The sequence below is a fragment of the Brevundimonas variabilis genome (genome assembly GCF_014199945.1).
Classification (GTDB): Bacteria; Pseudomonadota; Alphaproteobacteria; order Caulobacterales; family Caulobacteraceae; genus Brevundimonas; species Brevundimonas variabilis.
Genome location: NZ_JACHOR010000005.1, coordinates 52,013 through 71,502 on the forward strand (window position 1 = coordinate 52,013; position 19,490 = coordinate 71,502).

General features: G+C 66.8%; 11 protein-coding genes. 10 read left to right on the forward strand and 1 reads right to left on the reverse strand.

Annotated features, from left to right (window positions below; all coding sequences use genetic code 11):
- Positions 1 to 9: 9 nt before the first annotated feature.
- The 7 genes from gspD to nth all read left to right on the forward strand — a co-directional run bounded on the left by gspD (position 10) and on the right by nth (position 12,934).
- The gene (gspD, locus tag GGR13_RS13885; protein WP_183214192.1) at positions 10 to 2,091 is read left to right on the forward strand and encodes a type II secretion system secretin GspD; all 2,082 of its coding nucleotides are present in this window, start codon (positions 10 to 12) and stop codon (positions 2,089 to 2,091) included.
- A gap of 125 nt (positions 2,092 to 2,216) precedes the next feature.
- Positions 2,217 to 4,424, forward strand: a complete 2,208-nt coding sequence (gene katG, locus GGR13_RS13890; protein ID WP_183214444.1) for a catalase/peroxidase HPI — start codon at positions 2,217 to 2,219, stop codon at positions 4,422 to 4,424.
- A 119-nt stretch (positions 4,425 to 4,543) separates the two neighbouring features.
- Positions 4,544 to 5,242: a hypothetical protein gene (locus tag GGR13_RS13895; RefSeq protein WP_183214193.1), complete on the forward strand. Its 699-nt coding sequence runs from the start codon at positions 4,544 to 4,546 to the stop codon at positions 5,240 to 5,242.
- Between the two features lie 149 nt (positions 5,243 to 5,391).
- Positions 5,392 to 7,830, forward strand: coding sequence for a DNA topoisomerase (ATP-hydrolyzing) subunit B (gene gyrB, locus GGR13_RS13900; RefSeq protein ID WP_183214194.1), 2,439 nt, complete (start codon positions 5,392 to 5,394; stop codon positions 7,828 to 7,830).
- Positions 7,831 to 7,855: 25 nt separating this feature from the next.
- Entirely contained in the window at positions 7,856 to 9,118 is a 1,263-nt protein-coding gene (locus tag GGR13_RS13905) for a flavin monoamine oxidase family protein (protein WP_183214195.1), read from the forward strand.
- Between the two features lie 53 nt (positions 9,119 to 9,171).
- Positions 9,172 to 12,051: an insulinase family protein gene (locus tag GGR13_RS13910; protein ID WP_183214196.1), complete on the forward strand. Its 2,880-nt coding sequence runs from the start codon at positions 9,172 to 9,174 to the stop codon at positions 12,049 to 12,051.
- A gap of 211 nt (positions 12,052 to 12,262) precedes the next feature.
- On the forward strand, positions 12,263 to 12,934 hold the full coding sequence (gene nth / locus GGR13_RS13915; RefSeq protein WP_183214197.1) for an endonuclease III: 672 nt from the start codon (positions 12,263 to 12,265) through the stop codon (positions 12,932 to 12,934).
- Here nth and dapF read toward each other — a convergent pair.
- Positions 12,931 to 13,764 (reverse strand): diaminopimelate epimerase, encoded by an 834-nt coding sequence (gene dapF / locus GGR13_RS13920; protein WP_425486102.1) that lies wholly within the window; start codon positions 13,762 to 13,764, stop codon positions 12,931 to 12,933. The two genes, nth and dapF, sit on opposite strands and share 4 nt — an antisense overlap.
- A gap of 57 nt (positions 13,765 to 13,821) precedes the next feature.
- On the opposite strand from dapF, the gene GGR13_RS13925 reads away from it, so the two are divergent.
- The 3 genes from GGR13_RS13925 to GGR13_RS13935 all read left to right on the forward strand — a co-directional run bounded on the left by GGR13_RS13925 (position 13,822) and on the right by GGR13_RS13935 (position 19,371).
- The gene (locus tag GGR13_RS13925; RefSeq protein ID WP_183214199.1) at positions 13,822 to 14,634 is read left to right on the forward strand and encodes a potassium channel family protein; all 813 of its coding nucleotides are present in this window, start codon (positions 13,822 to 13,824) and stop codon (positions 14,632 to 14,634) included.
- Positions 14,635 to 14,896: 262 nt separating this feature from the next.
- Positions 14,897 to 17,059 (forward strand): prolyl oligopeptidase family serine peptidase, encoded by a 2,163-nt coding sequence (locus GGR13_RS13930; protein ID WP_183214200.1) that lies wholly within the window; start codon positions 14,897 to 14,899, stop codon positions 17,057 to 17,059.
- Positions 17,060 to 17,208: 149 nt separating this feature from the next.
- A complete protein-coding gene (locus GGR13_RS13935) occupies positions 17,209 to 19,371 on the forward strand; it encodes a prolyl oligopeptidase family serine peptidase (protein WP_183214201.1) in 2,163 nt (720 codons plus the stop codon).
- The last annotated feature ends 119 nt before the right edge of the window (positions 19,372 to 19,490 follow it).

Here is a 19,490-nt window from a genome sequence, read left to right on the forward strand (position 1 = left end):
GAGCCCGGCGTGACCAGGATCATGCGTCTGTCCACCACCAGCGTGCTGGCCCTGTCGATGCTGGTGGGACCGGTGGTCCAGCCGGGCATCGTGGTGGCCCAGGCGGTCCAGACCGCGCCGGCCGCCGTCGCCGATGACGTGATCATCAACATGCGCGGGGCCGACATCAAGGATGTCGCCGAACAGGTCTCGCGCATCACGGGCCGGACCCTGGTGCTCGATCCGGCCGTCTCGGGTCAGGTCAATGTCGTTTCCGCCGAGCCGCTCAGCCGCAACGGTGTCTGGGAGCTGTTCCTGCAGGTCCTGCGCACCTCCCAGTTCGCGGCGGTTCGCAGCGGCAATGTCTGGCGCATCGTGCCCCAGGCCTCGGTGATCCAGGGCGGGTCGTCCGAGACGGGGGCGGCGACGTCCAACCAGCAGGTCATCACCCGCGTCATCCGTCTGCGCAACCTGCCATCAGACCAGGCGGTCCGGGCGCTGCGGCCGCTCGTTGCGTCCTCCGGTGCGTTGGAGGCCATCACCGACCCCAATGCCGTGGTCGTCACCGACTATGCCGAGAATGTTGCCCGCGTGCAGCAACTGGCCGCCAGCCTGGATCGCGGCGGTGGCTCCGCTGTCGAGGTTGTGGCCCTTGAATACGCCAGTGCCGTCGATGTCGCCCAGTCGATCAGCACCCTGCTGGGATCCGACGCCGGAGGCCCCAAGGTCAGCGCCGACGAGCGTTCCAACTCCGTCCTGATCCGGGGCGAGGCCTCCGACATCGCCCAGGCCCGTTCGATCGTCCGCTCGCTGGACCAGCCCGGCGGGGCCAGCCCGATCACCCGGGTCGTCCGGCTCCGGAACTCCGACGCCGAGTCCATCGCCGAGATCGTCGCCGGCCTGATGGGCGCCGAGGGCGCGGCGACCAATGCCGTGTCCCGCTCCCTGCGCAGCAACACGACGGGCCTCGCCAGTCTCAGCGCCTCGAACCGCGATGCCGCCGCAGCGGCCGTCGGCATGGCCACGGGCTCCACATCATCGGAAGGCGGGGCCAGCCCGCTCCCTGCGTCCGGGTCCGCCGCGCGCGGTCCGTCCGGCTTCCAGCTCACCGACGTCACGGTCCAGGCCGCGCCGGAGCTGAACGCCATCGTCATGCGCGGAGCCCCGGCCACCGTCGCCATGCTGGAGGACCTGATCGTCCAGCTCGATCTCCGCCGCGCCCAGGTCAAGATCGAGGTCGCCATCGTCGAGATCACCGGCGAACTGGGCGAGCGGATCGGGGTCCAGCTGGGACTCGGCGGCACCGTGCCCGCCGACGGCGTGGCGGGCGGATCATCCTTCTCGACGGCGGGCAGCGCGCTCGGCACCGTCCTGCGGACCCTGGGCGTGCCCGAGGCGTCGCTGCTGGGCGAGGGCCTGTCGTTCGCCGCCGGACAGGAGGGCGAGTTCGGCCTGCTGCTTCAGGCTCTCGGCACCAATGCCAGCGCCAACCTGCTGTCCAGTCCGAACATCACCGTGCTGGACAACCAGCCGGCCGAGATCGTCGTCGGCCAGAACGTACCCTTCCGGACCGGCAGTTTCGCCACCGACGGCAACAGCACCAACCCCTTCACCACCATCTCGCGCGAGGATGTCGGCTTGACGCTGCGGGTGATTCCGCGTGTCCACGACGGCAATGTGGTCAAGCTGGATGTCAGCCAGGAAGTGTCGTCCCTGGTCAACTCCACCGTCCTTGGCGCTGCCGACCTGATCACCAACCGCCGCAGCCTGCAGACCACCGTCCTGGCCGACGACGGCCAGACGGTGGTGCTGGGGGGACTGGTCTCGGACGACATCCAGACGTCCAACAGCCGGGTGCCCGGTCTCGGCAGCCTGCCGGTGGTGGGAAACCTGTTCCGCGCGCGAAGCAACAGCCAGACCCGCCGGACCCTGTTCATCTTCCTGAAGCCGACGATCCTGCGCGACTCCGAGGCCGTCAGCCGGGCAACCCAGCAGAGCTATGACCGTCTGCGCACGGCGGAACCGCCGCGGTTCGATCCCCGGAATCCGCCTGCCCTGCCTGCGGGCGATCCCCGGCTTCAGCCGGACGTCGATGGCGTGTTCCGCAACTGACACCTCAAGTTTCATAAAACTAACTTATCGTCGTCATCAGCATATTCAACTTTCATTGATGCTGAGGGTTTGCTACAGCTACGGTCAAGCCGCACTCAAACCCAACACAGGAACAGACCATGCCCATGGACGGTAGCGATCTCGTCGAGCCCACGACCAAATGCCCGCTGAAGCATGGCGTTCGGTTCCACACCAGCTTTGGCGGTCGCTCGAACCGTGACTGGTGGCCCAACCAGCTGAACCTCAAGATCCTGTCTCAGCATTCGTCGATGGTGACCCCGATGTCGCCGACGTACAAATATGCCGAGGCCTTCAAGAAGCTGGACGTCAAGGCGCTGGAAGCCGACCTTCGCGCCCTGCAGACGGACTCCAAGGACTGGTGGCCCGCTGACTTCGGTCACTACGGCCCGTTCTTCGTGCGCATGGCCTGGCACAGCGCCGGCACCTACCGGACCGGTGACGGCCGTGGCGGCTCGGGGGCTGGCACCCAGCGCTTCGCGCCGCTGAACAGCTGGCCGGACAACGGCAACCTCGACAAGGCCCGCCGCCTGCTGTGGCCGATCAAGCAGAAATACGGCAAAGCGGTCTCCTGGGGTGACCTGTTCATCCTGGCGGCCAATGTCGGCATGGAAGACATGGGTCTGCCCATGTACGGCTTCGCCTTCGGTCGCGAGGACGTCTGGGAGCCCGCCGAGGACATCCACTGGGGCGCCGAGGACACCTGGCTGGCCGACAGCCGCTATCAGGGCGAGCGTCAGCTCGACAAGCCGCTGGCCGCCGTCCAGATGGGCCTGATCTATGTGAACCCGGAAGGCCCCAACGGCGTGCCGAACCCGGCCGCTTCGGCCCATGACATCCGCGAGACATTCGCCCGGATGGCCATGAACGACGAAGAGACCGTCGCCCTGATCGCCGGGGGTCACACCTTCGGCAAGGCGCACGGCGCGGGCGACGCGGCCAGCGTGGGTGTCGAGCCGGAAGGCGCGGGCATCACCGAACAGGGCCTCGGCTGGAGAAACAGCTGGGAGAGCGGCAAGGGCGAGCACACCATCACCTCGGGTCTCGAGGGCGCATGGACGTCGCATCCGACCCGCTGGGACAACGGCTATTTCGACCTGCTGTTCAAATACGACTGGGAACTGACCAAGAGCCCGGCCGGTGCCTACCAGTGGACCCCGAAGGACATCGCCGACGAGGACCTGGCCCCCGACGCCCATGTCCCCGGCAAGCGCGTCAAGCCGATGATGGCCACGACCGACATCGCCCTGAAGACCGACCCGGCCTATCTGGAAGTGTCGAAACGCTTCCACGAGAACCCGGCCCTGCTGACCGAGGCCTACCAGCGCGCCTGGTTTAAGCTGACCCACCGCGACATGGGACCCAAGGCCCGCTACCTCGGCCCCTGGGTGCCCCAGGAAGACCTGATCTGGCAGGACCCGATTCCGGCCGTGAACCACCCGCTGATCGAGGCCGCCGATATCGCCTCGCTGAAGGCCACGGTTCTCGCCTCGGGTCTGACCGTTTCCGAACTGGTCGCGACCGCCTGGGCTTCGGCCTCGACGTTCCGTGGCTCGGACAAGCGGGGCGGTGCCAATGGTGCCCGCATCCGTCTGGCACCGCAGAAGGACTGGGCCGTCAACCAGCCGGCACAGCTGGCGAAGGTTCTGGGCGTGCTCGAAGGCATCCAGGCCAGCTTCAACGCCACCGGCAAGACCGTGTCCCTGGCCGATCTGATCGTGCTGGCGGGTTCGGCCGCTGTTGAAAAGGCCGCTGCCGATGCGGGCTACCCTGTCGAGGTTCCGTTCACCCCGGGCCGGATGGATGCGTCGCAGGAGCAGACCGACGTTGAATCCTTCGACGTGCTGGAGCCGACCGCCGACGGGTTCCGCAACTATCTGAAGACGGATTACACCCTGACGGCCGAGGAGCTGCTGATCGACCGCGCCCAGCTGCTGACCCTGACGGCACCCGAACTGACGGTGCTGATCGGTGGCCTGCGCGTGCTGGACATCAACACCGACCACGTCCAGCACGGTGTCTTCACCAAGCGCCCCGGCCAGCTGACGACGGACTTCTTCGTCAACCTGCTGGACATGGGCAATGTCTGGACAGCGACGTCGGAAGACGAGGCCGAGTTCGAAGGCCGCGACCGGGCAACCGGCGAACTGAAATGGACCGGCACGCGCGTCGATCTGGTGTTCGGTTCGAACTCGCAACTGCGGGCCCTGTCCGAGGTCCACGCCCAGTCCGACGCCCAGCCGGCCTTCGTCGAGGCCTTCGTTGCGGCCTGGACCAAGGTCATGAACGCCGACCGCTTCGACCTCGCCGCCTGATAGCGGTCTGATCGTCTGACTTCGGCCGCAGCGGACCCCCGCTGCGGCCGATTTCAATTCCGGGCCGGGCCAACCGGATCGAACCTGTGCCGTACAGCGTTCGACCGGAGGAGGTGGCGATGCGCGGTCTTGATTTCAGTTCCTGGGAAAATGTGCTGACGACGGTGCTGGGCCTGGCCCTGATCACGCTGATCGGTGTGGGGCTTCGTCTGGTGGTCATGATGACGATCCAGCAGCGACGCGAGCGCGCCAATCGCCAGATCAATGAGCGGCTCAAGACGCTGATTGCTGCCTACAAGGTTCTGGGCGGCTCCTTCACCGGCAATCTGTCCGTCGACCCGACGCATCTGCGCGACCTGCGCCGGACAACGCCAGCCGATGCCGATGGTACCATCCCGCCGCTGGCCGCCATAACGGACGAGGGCTCGGATCGCGGCCGGCGCATCCGCGATGCCGTCGAGGCCGCCCTTTCCGACATCATCCTGCTGGGCACCGAGGAACACGTCCGGCTTGCCGAGAGCGCGGCCCGGGAACTGGTCGCGGGTCGTCCCGTGCACGTGCATGATCTGGTCGTCTCGCTGCGGGCATTCGTCCGCAAGGCGCTGGACCTCGACCCGATCCCGGCCGACCTGTCCATTCCGTTCCAGGGGCCGACCCGGCCCGCGACCTCCGGCGCTCGTGGCGAGCGCGGCAAGGGCGAGGGCCGCGGCGGTGGCGGCGGGGAAGGTGACGGCATGGGCGGGGGTGGAGGCGGCGCCGGGGCCGGTGTCGGCTACATAGGCGACTCTGCGGTGTCCTCCCAGACAGGCCCGCCCTGACGGTCCGACAGGGGCTCGCTATCGGGGTGCGAATTCCTGTATGATTGCCGCATCGGGCGCGCCGTGAATCGGCGGCGTCCGGACTGTTTACCTCAGCGGGCCGGGTCAAGATCAGACCCCTTGTGCCGTCCGCGTCTCCGGACACCTGAATGACCGATCAGAACGAAACCGCCCGCAACGAAGACACCGCCGAAGAAGCCGCCTATGGCGCGGAATCCATCAAGGTTCTCAAGGGCCTGGATGCTGTCCGCAAACGCCCCGGCATGTACATCGGCGACACCGACGACGGCTCCGGCCTGCATCACATGGTCTATGAGGTGGTCGACAACGCCATCGACGAGGCCCTGGCCGGCCACGCCGATCTGGTCGAGGTGATTCTGAACGCCAATGGTTCGGTCACCGTGACCGACAACGGGCGCGGCATTCCGGTCGACATCCACGAAGGCGAGGGGGTCTCGGCGGCCGAGGTCATCATGACCCAGCTGCATGCCGGAGGAAAATTCGACCAGAATTCCTACAAGGTCTCCGGCGGCCTGCACGGTGTGGGCGTCTCGGTGGTCAATGCCCTGAGCGACTATCTCGAGCTCAAGATCTATCGCAACGGCAAGCAGCACGAGATGCGGTTCGAGCGGGGCGACACGGTCACCCCCCTGCGTGTCACGGGTGATGCCCCGATGCGCGAGAACGGCAAGGTCCTTAGCGGCACCCAGGTCACCTTCTTCCCATCGATCACCACCTTTGCCCATATCGACTTCGACCTGAAGACGCTGGAGCACCGGCTGCGCGAACTGGCCTTCCTGAACTCGGGTGTGGTCATCAAGCTGCAGGACCATCGCGGCGCCGAGAAATTCGAGGAAATCCTGCACTATGAAGGCGGCGTCGAAGCTTTCGTGCGCCACCTCGACAAGTCCAAGTCCCCGATCCTGAAGGACGTCATCGTCATCCGGGGCAAGAAGGACAATATCGAGATCGACCTGGCCCTGTGGTGGAACGATTCCTACCACGAGACCATGTTGTGCTTCACCAACAACATCCCCCAGCGCGACGGCGGCACCCACCTGTCGGCCTTCCGCACCAGCCTGACCCGGGTGATGAGTTCCTACATGGAGAGCTCGGGTGCCCTGAAGAAGGAAAAGGTCGCGCCGTCGGGCGAGGACGCCCGCGAGGGCCTGACCTGCGTCCTGTCGGTCAAGGTGCCGGACCCGAAATTCAGTTCACAGACCAAGGACAAGCTGGTCTCGTCCGAGGTGCGCCCGGCCGTCGAGGGCCTCTGCACCGAGGGCCTGTCGCAATGGTTCGAGGAACATCCGATCGAGGCCAAGCTGGTCGTGGCCAAGATCATCGAGGCCGCCTCGGCCCGTGAGGCGGCGCGCAAGGCCCGCGACCTGACCCGCCGCAAGTCTGCCCTCGACATCTCCAGCCTGCCCGGCAAGCTGGCCGACTGTCAGGAACGCGACCCCGCCAAGTCCGAACTGTTCATCGTCGAGGGTGATTCCGCCGGCGGCTCGGCCAAACAGGCCCGCAACCGCGAGAACCAGGCCGTCCTGCCCCTGCGCGGCAAGATCCTGAACGTGGAGCGCGCCCGGTTCGACCGGATGCTGTCGTCGGAACTGATCGGAACCCTGATCCTGGCGCTCGGCACGGGCATCGGCCGCGACGACTTCAACGCCGACAAGCTGCGCTATCACAAGATCATCCTGATGGCCGACGCCGACGTCGACGGTGCCCACATCCGGACCCTGCTGCTGACCTTCTTCTATCGTCAGATGCCGGAGCTGATCACGCGGGGTCACATCTACATCGCCCAGCCGCCGCTCTATAAGGTCTCCAAGGGCAAGCAGAGCCGCTACCTCAAGGATCAGTCGGAGATGGACTCCTATCTGATCGAGGAGGGGTCGTCCGAGGCCACTCTGGACTTCGCCAATGGCGAACGCCGCGCCGGGCTGGACCTGCAGGGCCTGGTCCGCGAGGCCAAGGCCTTCAAGGGTCTGGTCGACCGCCTCAGCCAGCGCGCCCCGGCCTTTGCCATCGAACAGGGGGCCCTGGCCGGCCTGTTCGACGAGGATCACGGCGACCCGGTCAAGGCTGCCGAACGCCTCAATCTGTATGCGGAGGAAGGCGACGGTCCCTGGACCGGTGCCGCCGGGGCCCAGGGCGCGGTGGTGTTCGACCGCATCCGTCGCGCCGTGTCCGAGAAGATCGTGCTGGAAGAGGCCCTGCTGGGATCCCTCGACGCCCGCCGTCTGGCAGAACGCGCCCAGGCCTTCGACGGCGTCTTCTCGACCCCGGCGACCTACACCCGCAAGGACAAGGTCACGACCGTGCGCGGCCCGATCGACCTGCTGAACGCCGTGCTCGATGCCGGCAAGAAGGGTCTGGCCATCCAGCGCTACAAGGGTCTGGGGGAAATGAACCCGGAACAGCTGTGGGAGACGACCCTCGACGTCAACGCCCGCACCCTGCTGCGGGTCGAGGTCGACCATGCCGATGACGCCGACGACCTGTTCGCCAAATTGATGGGCGATGTGGTCGAGCCGCGCCGCGAGTTCATCCAGGACAATGCCCTGGATGCGGCGGTGGACGTCTGACACCGCGCCCCTTCGGCCGGCGGCCATGCTGAGACTGCCCTCGACCATCGACGTCGTCGTGATCGGGGCCGGTGCGGCGGGCGTTGCCGCCGCCCGTCGCCTGATGGCGGCCGGGGTCTCGGTGGTCGTTCTGGAGGCCCGCGACCGGGTCGGTGGCCGGGCCCATACGGTGCCGCGCGAGGGTCACGGGCTCGACCTTGGCTGCGGCTGGCTGCATTCCGCCGACGAAAATGTCCTGACTGACCGGGCCCGCGCCGAAGGCTTTACGGTCCACGAGACGCCCCCGCCCTGGCAGTCCGGAACCCCCAGCCTCGGCGAGACTTCCGCCGACCAGGCCGCGTTCGGCGAGGCGTTCGCAGCGTTTGATGGCCGCATTGCCGAGGCCGCAGCAAAAGGCAGGGACGGGCCGGCATCAGATCATTTCGAGCCCGGCAACCGATGGAACGCCCGGATGGATGCCATCTCCGGGGCGATGAACGGCGCGCGCTTTGCCGAGGTCTCGACCCTCGACCACGATGCCTATCGCGACACCGGCGTGAACTGGAGGGTGACCGAGGGCTATGGCGCTCTGATCCAGCTGCTGGGCGACGGCCTGCCCGTCGTGCTGAACTGCCCGGTCACACGGATCGACCGTTCGGGGCCGCGGCTTGTCATCGATACCGCCCGGGGGCGGATCGAAACAAGTCAGGTTATCCTGACAGTGTCCACCGATCTGATCAGCTCGGAGGCGATCCGCATCGACCCGCCCGTGCCGGCCCATCTGGAGGCCGCGTCCGGTGTTCCGCTCGGCCTCGCGTCCAAGCTCCATCTGGCCGTCAGCGGTGCTGAAGACTTCGAACCGGACAGCCAGCTGATGGGCCGGACCGATACGGCCGAGATCGGCTTCTATCATCTGCGTCCTTTCGGTCGCCCCATGATCGAGGCGTATTTCGGCGGCCCCCTGGCCCGGGGGCTGGAGGCCCAGGGCGAGGCCGCGTTCCTTGATTTCGCCACGACCGAACTGGTCGACCAGCTTGGCTCGTCCTTCCGCCGCCGCATCCAGCCCCTGGCCACCTCGATGTGGGGTGCGGACCCCTTTGCACGCGGCGCCTATTCCCACGCCCTGCCCGGCCACGCGGGCGACCGAGGACGCCTGTCGCAACCGATCGAGGACCGCATCTTCATCGCCGGCGAAGCCACAGCCCCCGCCTTCTTCGGCACCGCCCACGGGGCCTGGCTCGAGGGCGAACGGGCTGCAGGGATGATCCTGTGGCTGAAAGGCCTTGGACAAGCCCCCGAGGCCCGCTAGGGTTCGCGTCTGCATTGTCCTGATGGGAGCCGGGTGTGGTTAAACGTGTATTCGTGCCCTTGGCTCTCATGGTCCTTCTGGTCGTCTCTCCGGCGTCGGCACAGACCCCAGCGAATGCCCTGATCGCCGCGCAAGGGCCCGTCGTTGCGGGGGCGGACACCGATCCGCTTCCCGGCGACCCGGGCGTACGAAACGGCACCCTTCCCAATGGCATGACCTATGCCATCCTGAAAAATCCCCGCCCGGAGGGGGCGGCCTCGATCCGTCTGATGGTCCGGGTCGGCAGTTTCGAGGAAGCGGACGCCGACCGGGGCATCGCCCATTTCCTCGAGCACATGGCCTTCAACGGCACACGGTCGTTTCCCGAGGGCGAGCTCATCCGCAGGTTTGCCGAAGCGGGCATCGGCTTCGGCCGCGACCAGAACGCCTTCACGGGTCCGTTCAGCACCGTCTATTCGCTGGACCTGAATGTCGCCGACAAGGATCGGCTGGACCTGTCCTTTGCCTGGATGGGCGACGTCGCGGACGGCCTGATCTTTGCCCCCGCGGCGGTCGAGCGCGAGCGGGGCGTGGTCATGGCCGAGCGCGAGGCGCGCCTTGGCCCGGCTTTCGACTACCAGCAGCGCTACAGTGCCTTCGTGGCCCCCGGGCTGAGGGGGCCGACCCGCAGTCCGATCGGCGAGGCCAGCACCCTGAGGGCCATCTCCTCCGAGGCCCTGACCGCCTTCTACAAGGCCTGGTACCGGCCCGAGCTGGCCACCCTGATCGTGGTCGGGGATGTCGACGAAGCCGATATCGAGGCCCGCATCCGGACCACATTTTCCGACTGGACGGGTCAGGGTCCGCTGCCCGTGTCTGCCGTTCCCGGCAAGCCCGATCTGGCACGCCCTCTGGACGTCATGGTGTCTGCGGAACGTCAGCAAGGCTCGGGCATCAGCGCCTGCCGGGTCCGCCCCGCTGTGCTGCTCGGCCCCGACTCGCTGCAGCGGCGCAAGGTCTACATCGAGCGCAATCTGTGGCTGGCCATCCTGAACCGGCGTCTCACCCGCCTGGCGCAGGATCCGGAGGCACCCTTCACCTCCGCCTCGGTCAGTGTCTCGGCCTGGGGCCGGGAAGCCGCCTATACCTGTCTCGGCGTCACGCCCAGGTCAGACGCCACCTGGCGCGAGGGCCTGGCCGCCGCCCAGGCGGAGGTCGCCCGCATGGCTGCGCACGGCGTCACCCAGGCGGAGATTGATCGTGTGGTGGCAGCCCAGAAGGAGTCCAACAGAAGCGCCATCGTCTCGGCGGAAACGCGCTTTTCGGCCCGGCTTGCTGCCGGGCTCCTGGCCGCCCAGCCCTTTGACGGCCTCGATGCCTCCGCCTTCACGCGCCCGGAAGACAATGCCGCCATCTATGATCGCGTCGTCGCCGGCATCACGCCCGCCTCTGTTCACGATGCCTTCCTGCGCGAAATCGGGGGGTCCGAACCCCTGATCGCCCTGGCTTTGCCAGAGGTGCCGGATGCCGAGGCGGTTCGCGTGGCGTGGCAGGAGATCGAGGCCCGCCCGGTGCCGGACGCCGTCGCGGAGGCCGCGACGACCGCCTGGGCCTATACCGATTTCGGCCCGCCGGGCCGGGTCGCGACGCGGGAGATCGTGGACGACCCCGGCTTCGTCCGCCTGACGTTCGAGAATGGCGTCGTCGTGAATTTCAAGTCGGTCAATTTCTCGCGCGACGCGATCTTGGTCGCGGTCCGGTTCGGAGCCGGTTCCCTTGAAGTGGCTCCCGCCGATTATCCAGCCGCTGGTCTTGGGACCGTCATGCTGACGCCTGGAGGGCTGGGCAAACACAGTATGGTCGAGATGGCCGACCTCTTCTCCTCCCGTCGGGTCGCCGCACAACTCTCCATGCAGAACCGTTCCTTCGTTTTGCAGGGCGATACCCGTCCGGTCGATCTTGAGCCCCAGCTTCAACTGCTGACAGCCACCCTGACGGATCCAGGCTTCCGTCGGGACTTCGATCAAATTCGGATCAACGCTATTCGCACCTTGTACCGCAGCCGGACCAGCTCCCCCGAAGCCGTGGCGACGGACGCCTTGCTGAAGGCGATCGACCCTGCCAGCCCCCGCCTCCCGCCGCCGCTCGATGTCATCCTTGAGGCTGGCCCGTCAGACTTCGAGCGAGTTCTCAAGCCCGCCCTGACCCAGGCTCCGCTGGAGGTCACGGTCGTCGGTGATGTCGACGAGGCGACGGCCGTCGAGGCGCTGTCCCGCACCCTCGGGGCCATTCCTGCCCGAAGCCAGATCTCCAGGGCGCGCGACGATACCTGGTTCCTGCGTTATCCCGAGGCCCCGCTCGAGGAACGGGTTGTCCATGAGGGCGCGCGGGACCGTGCCGTCGTCAACCTGGTCTGGCCGCTGTTCGTGGGCGACGGCGAACGCCGGGACGAGCTTCGGGCTCTGGGTCTGCTGCGGCTGATCATGGCTGATGCCGTTCGCGACGAGGTGCGTGAGGCTTTGGGATCGGCCTATTCGCCGGGCGTCTCGCTGCAGACGTCCGATTTCGGCGACCAGGGCAGCCTCGACGTCAGTATCGCGACCAACCCCGCCCAGGCCCAGATCGTCCGCGAGGCCGTGGAACGGGTCGCTGCCACCCTCGCCTCGCCCGGGGGGATAACGGCTACGGCCCTTGAGGCCGCCCGCAGGCCCGTGCTGGATGCCATCCCCGCCAGTCGCCGCACCAATGGCTGGTGGCTGGGGGTCATGGACGGGTCGGCGCGCGAACCCCGCATCGTGCGTGATGCGATCGACTGGGAAGCCGCCTATCGAGACATGACCGTCGAACAGGTCCAGGCCGTCGCCACCACCTGGCTGGCACGCAAGCCGATCGTCGTTCAGGCCCTGCCTTCTCCGGCGGCTGGCGTGGCAACGGAACCCGCGACGGCGCCTTGAGCCTGTGCGATAGCGGGTCCGACACCGAAATCCAGAGACAGGCATGGCGCCGCCCAAAGTCATCAAACCGGAGACGCCTGCGGCCAAAGCCGGACCCAGGGCGAAGGTCGTACGGAAAGCAAAGTCCGAACCGAAGCCCAAGGCCAAAACCAAGGCCAAGCCAAAAACCAGGCTCAAAGCGGCCGCTGCCCCAGCCCGGCGCGCCGGCGTCATGACCGGTGCGCCCATTCCCCGCCTGGGATGGCCGCCGGACGAGGATCGGGTCGAGGAGATCTTCCAGCGGCTGGCGGCCATCATGCCGGAGCCGAAGACCGAGCTGACCTTCCAGAACCCCTACACCCTGGTCGTCGCCGTCGCCCTGTCGGCCCAGGCGACCGACGTCAGTGTCAACAAGGCCACCGATAAACTCTTCAAGGTCGCCGACACCCCCGAGGCCATGCTGGCGCTCGGCGAGGCGGGGCTCATTCCCTATATCGCCTCGATCGGCCTGTACCGGGGCAAGGCGAAGAACGTCATCGCCCTCAGCCGGATCGTGCTGGAGCAGCACGGTGGGGTCGTGCCCCTGAACCGCACCGACCTCCAGGCCCTGCCCGGCGTCGGGCGCAAGACCGCCAGTGTGGTGCTGAACGAACTGGGCATCGAGCCGGCGATCGCGGTGGATACCCATGTGTTCCGGGTGTCGCACCGACTGGGTCTGGCCAATGCCGCCACCACGGACAAGGTCGAGGACCAGCTGCATGCCGTGGTCCCTGCCGACTGGCTGCCCAAGGCGCATCACTGGCTTATCCTGCATGGCCGCTACACCTGCACGGCCCGCAAGCCGAACTGCGCGGGCTGCGTCATCTCGGACCTCTGTCCTTCGCGGATGGCGCTGGCGGTCTAGAGGGTCAGGGTCCCGGTGCGTTCGACCGCGACTGGCCCGGTCATGAACACATGGTCGGTGGCCTCGTCCCAGCGGATCGTCAGTTCCCCGCCGTCGACCGTCACCGTCGCAGCCCGGTCGCACAGCCCCCGGCGCACGCTGGCCACCAGGGCCGCACAGGCTCCGGTGCCACAGGCCTTCGTCAGGCCGGCGCCGCGTTCCCACACCCGCAGCCGGATATGGTCGCGCGCCATCACATGGGCGTAGCCGACATTGACACCCTCGGGAAACAGGGGGTGATGCTCGATCAGCGACCCCGAGCCCCGGACAAAGCCGTCGTTCGGGGTATGGTCCATGAAGAAGACCACATGCGGATTGCCCATCGAGACAGCGCCCGGCGTATGCAGCACCGGATCGTCGATCGGCCCGATCTGCAGCTCGATGTTTCGTGTATCCATCTCCTCGGCGATCGGGACCTGATCCCAGGCCAGCCGGGGCGGACCCATGTCGACCTCGATCCGGTCGCCATCGCGGCGGGCGACGGTGGGCCCGGCGACGGTGTCGATCACCACACTGTCCTTGCCGCTCGCCTGCATCAGCAGCCAGCCGACGCACCGCAGCGCATTGCCACAGGTCTCGACGCGCGAGCCGTCGGCATTCCACACGCGCATGAAGCCGTCGGCGGTGTCCGACGGCTCGATGGCAATCAGCTGGTCGCAGCCCTCGCCGGTGCTGCGATCGGCAATCGCCCGGGCCTGTTCCTCGCCGGGCGAAAAGGCCTGGTCGCGCGCGTGCACGACGACGAAATCATTGCCGGCGCCGTTCATCTTGACGAAGGAGAGGGTGGCCATGACCGACATATAGGAGAAACCGTGGCATTCGTCAGCGCCGGTGCATAGGTTGGCCCGATGACGCCGCGCGACCGCTCCGATTCCGATACGCCGAAGCCGGACGGCCTGCGCCTCCGGGCCCGGCTGCGCTTCCTTTACCACGGCGCGTCGCAGACGGCGGTGCGGTTCCGGTACAGCGTTCTCGTCATCGACCTGCTGATCGTGGCCTTCTTCATCGCCGCGCCCCTGTTGAAGGAGGGCGGACTGGTCTTCTATGTCGTCGACTACATCATCGCGGCCTTGCTGGCGCTGGATCTCGCCGCCCGGGCCTATTGCCATTCCGACCTGAAGGACTGGCTGAGGAAGCCGATCGTCTGGGTCGACCTGTTCATCCTTGCGACCCTGCTGTTTCCAGCCTGGCTGTTCAACCTCGGCTTCCTGCGGGTGATCCGGCTCTGGACCCTGGTCAATTCCGATTTCTTCTGGCGGACCGTCGGCCGGCGCTACGATGACACCCGCGTCGAGGATCAGGTCAAGGCGCTGACCGCGCTGGTGACCTTCATCTTCGTGGCGACCGGCTTCGTCTACACCAGCTTCGTCGGTACCGAGAGCATCAGCGGCTATGTCGACGCCCTGTATTTCACGGTCACCAGCCTGACCACGACCGGCTATGGCGATGTCCTGCTGCCGGGGACCTGGGGCCGGATCATCTCCATCGTCATCATGCTGACGGGTGTCACCCTGTTCGTGCGGCTGGGCCAGACCCTGCTGCGTCCGCACAAGGTCCGCTACCCCTGCGACCGCTGCGGGCTGCAGGTCCACGACCCCGATGCCGTCCACTGCAAGGCCTGCGGCAATCTGCTCTGCATCCCCGACGACGGCCGGAGCTGACAGGCCGCGTCGGGTCGAGACGGCGGAGCCTTCTGAGCGCGGCCCAACAACAAGCCGCGTCGGGTCGAGCCGGCGGAGCCTTCTGAGCGCGGCCAAAAAAATGCTGTCGGGTCGAGGCGAAGCCTCCTGATCGCGGCAACCCGGCAGGCCGCGTCGGGTCGAGAAGGCGCAGCCTTCTGACCGCGGCCAACAATCAAGGAAGACTTGCGGGGGTCCGGGTCATCGTTAAGGTGCAGCCCGAAAATCATTCAGGAACTGCAACATGATCCGCCACGCCGCGCTCGCTGTCCTGCTCGCTTCCACAGCGCTGGGAACTTCCGCCATGGCTCAAAGCCCCGTCCCCGCACCGTCGATGTCCGAAGCGCCCGGCGGCGGGTTCGCCACCTCCGATGCGACCGACCCCTACATCTGGCTGGAAGAGGTCGAGGGCGAACGCGCCATGGCCTGGGTCGCAGAACACAATAGCCGCTCCCTCGGTACGCTCCAGGGCGACCCCCGCTACCAGCCCCTGCATGATGCGGCCCTCGCGATCGTCGAGGCGCGCGACCGCATCCCGACGCCCGGCTTCAACCGCGACGGCACGGTCGATAATTTCTGGCAGGACGCGACCCAGGTGCGCGGCCTGTGGCGCAAGACGTCGCTGGACAGCTACCGCTCGGACGCGCCGACCTGGGAGACCATCATCGACGTCGACGCCTTGGCCACGGCCGAGGGCCAGAACTGGGTCTGGCGCGGGGCCGACTGCCTCGAACCGGACGAGCGCCTCTGCCTGGTCTCGCTGTCCGACGGAGGCAAGGATGCGGTGGTCGTGCGCGAGTTCGACACGACGACGAAGACCTTCGTCGAGAACGGCTTCAACCTGCCGGAGTCCAAGGGCGACGCGACCTGGATCGATGCCGATACCGTCCTGATCGCGCGGGACTTCGGCGAGGGCAGTCTGACCTCTTCGGGCTATCCGATGATCGTCAAGCGGCTGAAGCGCGGCCAGACGATGGATCAGGCCGAGACCCTGTTCACCGGCCAGCCCACCGATGTCTCCGTGTCGGCCAATGTCCTGCGCGACGCCGACGGAGCGATCCAGGCCATCTTCATCAATCGCGGCGTCAGCTTCTACGAGACCGAGACCCACCGTCTGAACGCGGACGGCACCACCACGAAACTGGAACTGCCCGCCAAGTCCAGCATCAATGCCCTGGTCGCGGGCCAGCTGGTCGTGACGACCGATCAGGACTGGACGGCCCCTTCGGGCCAGGAATTCCGGGCCGGAGACGTCATGGCCTGGCCGCTCGAGGCTTGGCTGGCGAACCCCGCCACGACGGCACAGCTGGTGATCCGGCCTGGCGAGCGCGAGGCGATCGAAGGCATTCGCGCCACCCGCAACAAGCTCGTGATGGTCATCAACGAGAACGTCCGCGGCTCGGCCTATGTCTATACCCCGGGTGCGGGTGAGTGGACCCGCGAGCGGATGGATCTTCCGCAGAACGCGACGGTCAGCGTCGGCTCGACCAGCCAGACCGACGACCGGGTGTTCGTCTCCGTCGCCGGCTATCTGACGCCGTCCAGCCTCTATCTGGCGGACGCCACGACCACCTCGGCCGATGTGCTGAAATCCCTGCCCGCCAAATTCGACGCCACCGGCATGAGCGTGGACCAGTACGAGGCCACCTCGGCCGACGGCACGAAGATCCCCTATTTCGTCGTCCACAGGGACGCCATGGCCATGGATGGCTCGAACCCGACGCTGCTCTATGGCTATGGCGGTTTCCAGGTCTCGATGCTGCCCGGCTATTCGCCCACCGTCGGCAAGCTCTGGCTCGAGCGGGGCGGCGTCTATGTCGTGGCCAATACGCGCGGCGGCGGCGAGTTCGGCCCCCGCTGGCACCAGGCGGCCCTCCAGGAAAACCGCCAGCGCGCCCATGAGGACTATCAGGCGGTTGCCCAGGACCTGATCACGCGCGGCATCACCTCCCAGCCCCATCTCGGCATCATGGGCGGCTCCCAGGGTGGACTGTTCATGGGGGCGATGCTGACCCAGCGTCCGGACCTGATCAATGCCGCCGTGATCCAGGTGCCCCTGTTCGACATGCTGCGCTTTCACAAGCTGCTCGCGGGCGCCTCGTGGATCGCCGAATACGGCAATCCCGACATCGCCGAGGAGCGCGCCTGGATCCAGCGCTATTCCCCCTACCAGAACCTGCGCGCCGGCCAGCCCTACCCAGAGGTCTTCATCCACACCTCGACCAAGGACGACCGCGTCCACCCCGGCCATGCCCGCAAGGCTGCGGCCCGGATGGAGGAACTGGGCTATCCGGTCCTGTTCTATGAAAACACCGACGGGGGTCACGCCGCCGGGGCCAATCTGCGCGAAACCGCCCGCCGCCTGGCGCTGGAATACACCTATCTGACCCGCCGCCTGATGGACTGATCTCTCAGCACCGCTCATCCCGGCAAAAGCCGGGACCCAGTCCTTTCGCAAGGCATCGGTGGCTGGGATCAACGCTCGCAAAAACAGGCGTCACCGATCGCCCACAGGACTGGGTCCCGGCTTTTGCCGGGATGAGCGGAGTTTGAACCATGATGAAGTCCCTGATGTTCGGCGCGGCCCTGGCCGTGTTCAGCGCCCCCGCCTTCGCCCAGACGCCCCCGCCGCATTTCCCCGCCGACCTCAGCCCCGCCGGAGTGCGGGCCGCCGATGATCATCTGGCACTGGAACAGGTCGACGGGGCCGAGGCCATGGCCTTCGTCGCTGCCTCCAACGAAAGGGCGCTCGCCAGCCTGACCGGAGATCGCCGCTACGAGACCTTCCGCCAGCAGGCCTTCGACATCCTCTCGGCCACGGACCGCATCCCCAGCCCCAGCTTCCTCGGCGACGGCATCGGCAATTTCTGGCAGGACGCGACCAATCCCAAAGGTGTCTGGCGCCGCACCACCCTGGACAGCTACCGGACCGATGCCCCGGTCTGGGAGACGTTGCTGGACATCGACGCCCTGGCGAAATCCGAAGGCCGGGACTGGGTCTTCAAGGGTGCCGCCTGCCTCGCCCCCGACGAGACCCGTTGCCTGATCAGCCTGTCCGACGGCGGCAAGGATGCGGTTGTGGTGCGCGAGTTCGACACCACGACGAAACAGTGGGTGGCCGACGGCTTCGTCCTGCCGGAGGGCAAGCACCGGCTCAGCTGGCTGGATCGCGACACGCTTCTGGTGGCCACGGACTTCGGCCCCGGGACCCTGACCGAGTCAGGTTATCCTTACATCATCAAATCCCTTCAGCGTGGTCAGGGCCTTCCGGATGCGACCGAGGTCTATCGCGGCGAACAGGCCGACGGCGGCTACGGCGTCAGCGCCTCGGTGTATCGCGACAAGGAGGGCGCAGTCGAAGCCGTTCTGTTCAGCCGGCCCATTGACACCTTCCGCTCTGAGACATGGCAGTGGGTCGAAGGTCGGGCGACAAAGCTGAACCTGCCTTCTCGCGTTGGTGTTCAGGGAACGATGGGGTCGCAGCTGGTCTTCACGCTTGACGAGCCCTGGACCCTGACGACCACAACTCTTCCCGAAGGGTCGTTGGTCATGGCGACGCTCGAGATGCTTCGACAGGCCGACCCTGTTGTGTCGAACAACGATCCCATGGTCATCTTCAGTCCCGGATCGCGCCAGTCCCTTCAGGACACGGCCGTGATGTCGGACCGGATCATTGCCGTGGTGTCCGATAATGTTGTCGGCACGCTGAAGGTCTTCACCTCGAGCGAGGAGGGTGTGCGTCACCCGGTCTGGCGCGTGACCGAGGTCGCAGTGCCTGCCAACAGCGCGGTCGGTCTGGGCGACAGTTCTAAGGCGCGGGGCGAGGTTTTTGTCTCACGCCAGGGCTTTCTGACCCCGCCAACGCTCAGCCTGATCGACGCCGCGACCGGATCGATTGCAGCGCTGAAGTCTGCCTCGGCCAAATTCGACGCCTCGACCCATGTCACCGAACAGTTCGAGGCCACCTCCTCGGACGGGACGAAGATCCCCTATTTCGTCACCCGCCCGCGCGAGATGAGTGGCCCTGCCCCGGCCATCCTGTTCGGCTATGGCGGGTTCCAGGTCAGCTTCCCGCCCGCCTACAAGCCCGAGATGGGCAAGCTCTGGCTCGAGAATGGCGGGGTCTTCATCCAGGCCAATATCCGCGGTGGCGGCGAGTTCGGGCCGGCCTGGCACCAGGCCGCGCTGGACGGCAATCGGCAGCTGGCCTTCGACGACTTTGCTGCCGTCGCCCGCGACGTCCAGGCGCGAGGCATCACCAGCCCGAAACAGCTGGGCATCTATGGCCGCTCGAATGGCGGTGTGCTGACCAGTGTCTCGGTGACCCAGCATCCGGAACTGTTCAATGCGGCCGTGATCGAGAGCCCGCTGATCGACATGCTGCGCTATCACGAGATGCCGGCCGGAGCCTCCTGGATCGGCGAATACGGCGATCCGCGCATCCCCGAGGAAGCCGCCTGGATTGCCCGCTATTCAGCCTATCAGCAGCTTCGTCCGGACACGGACTATCCGCGCATCTATATCACCACCAACACCCGCGACGACCGCGTCCACCCCGGCCATTCCCGAAAATTCGCCGCGCGCCTGGGCCAGATGGGCCACGACTATCTCTATTTCGAGGACACGGCAGGGGGTCACTCCAACGACGCCGACCCCGTCGCCAACGCCCGCCGCTGGGCGCGCCACTATGTCTATCTCAGCCAGCAACTGATGGACTGAGGGCTCCCCCTCAATTCCGCTCATCCCGGCGAAAGCCGGGACCCAGTCCTTTCAGGGGGCATCAGTGGCCGGGATCACGGCCCAAGGGCGCGGGTGCCACCGATCGCCAACAGAACTGG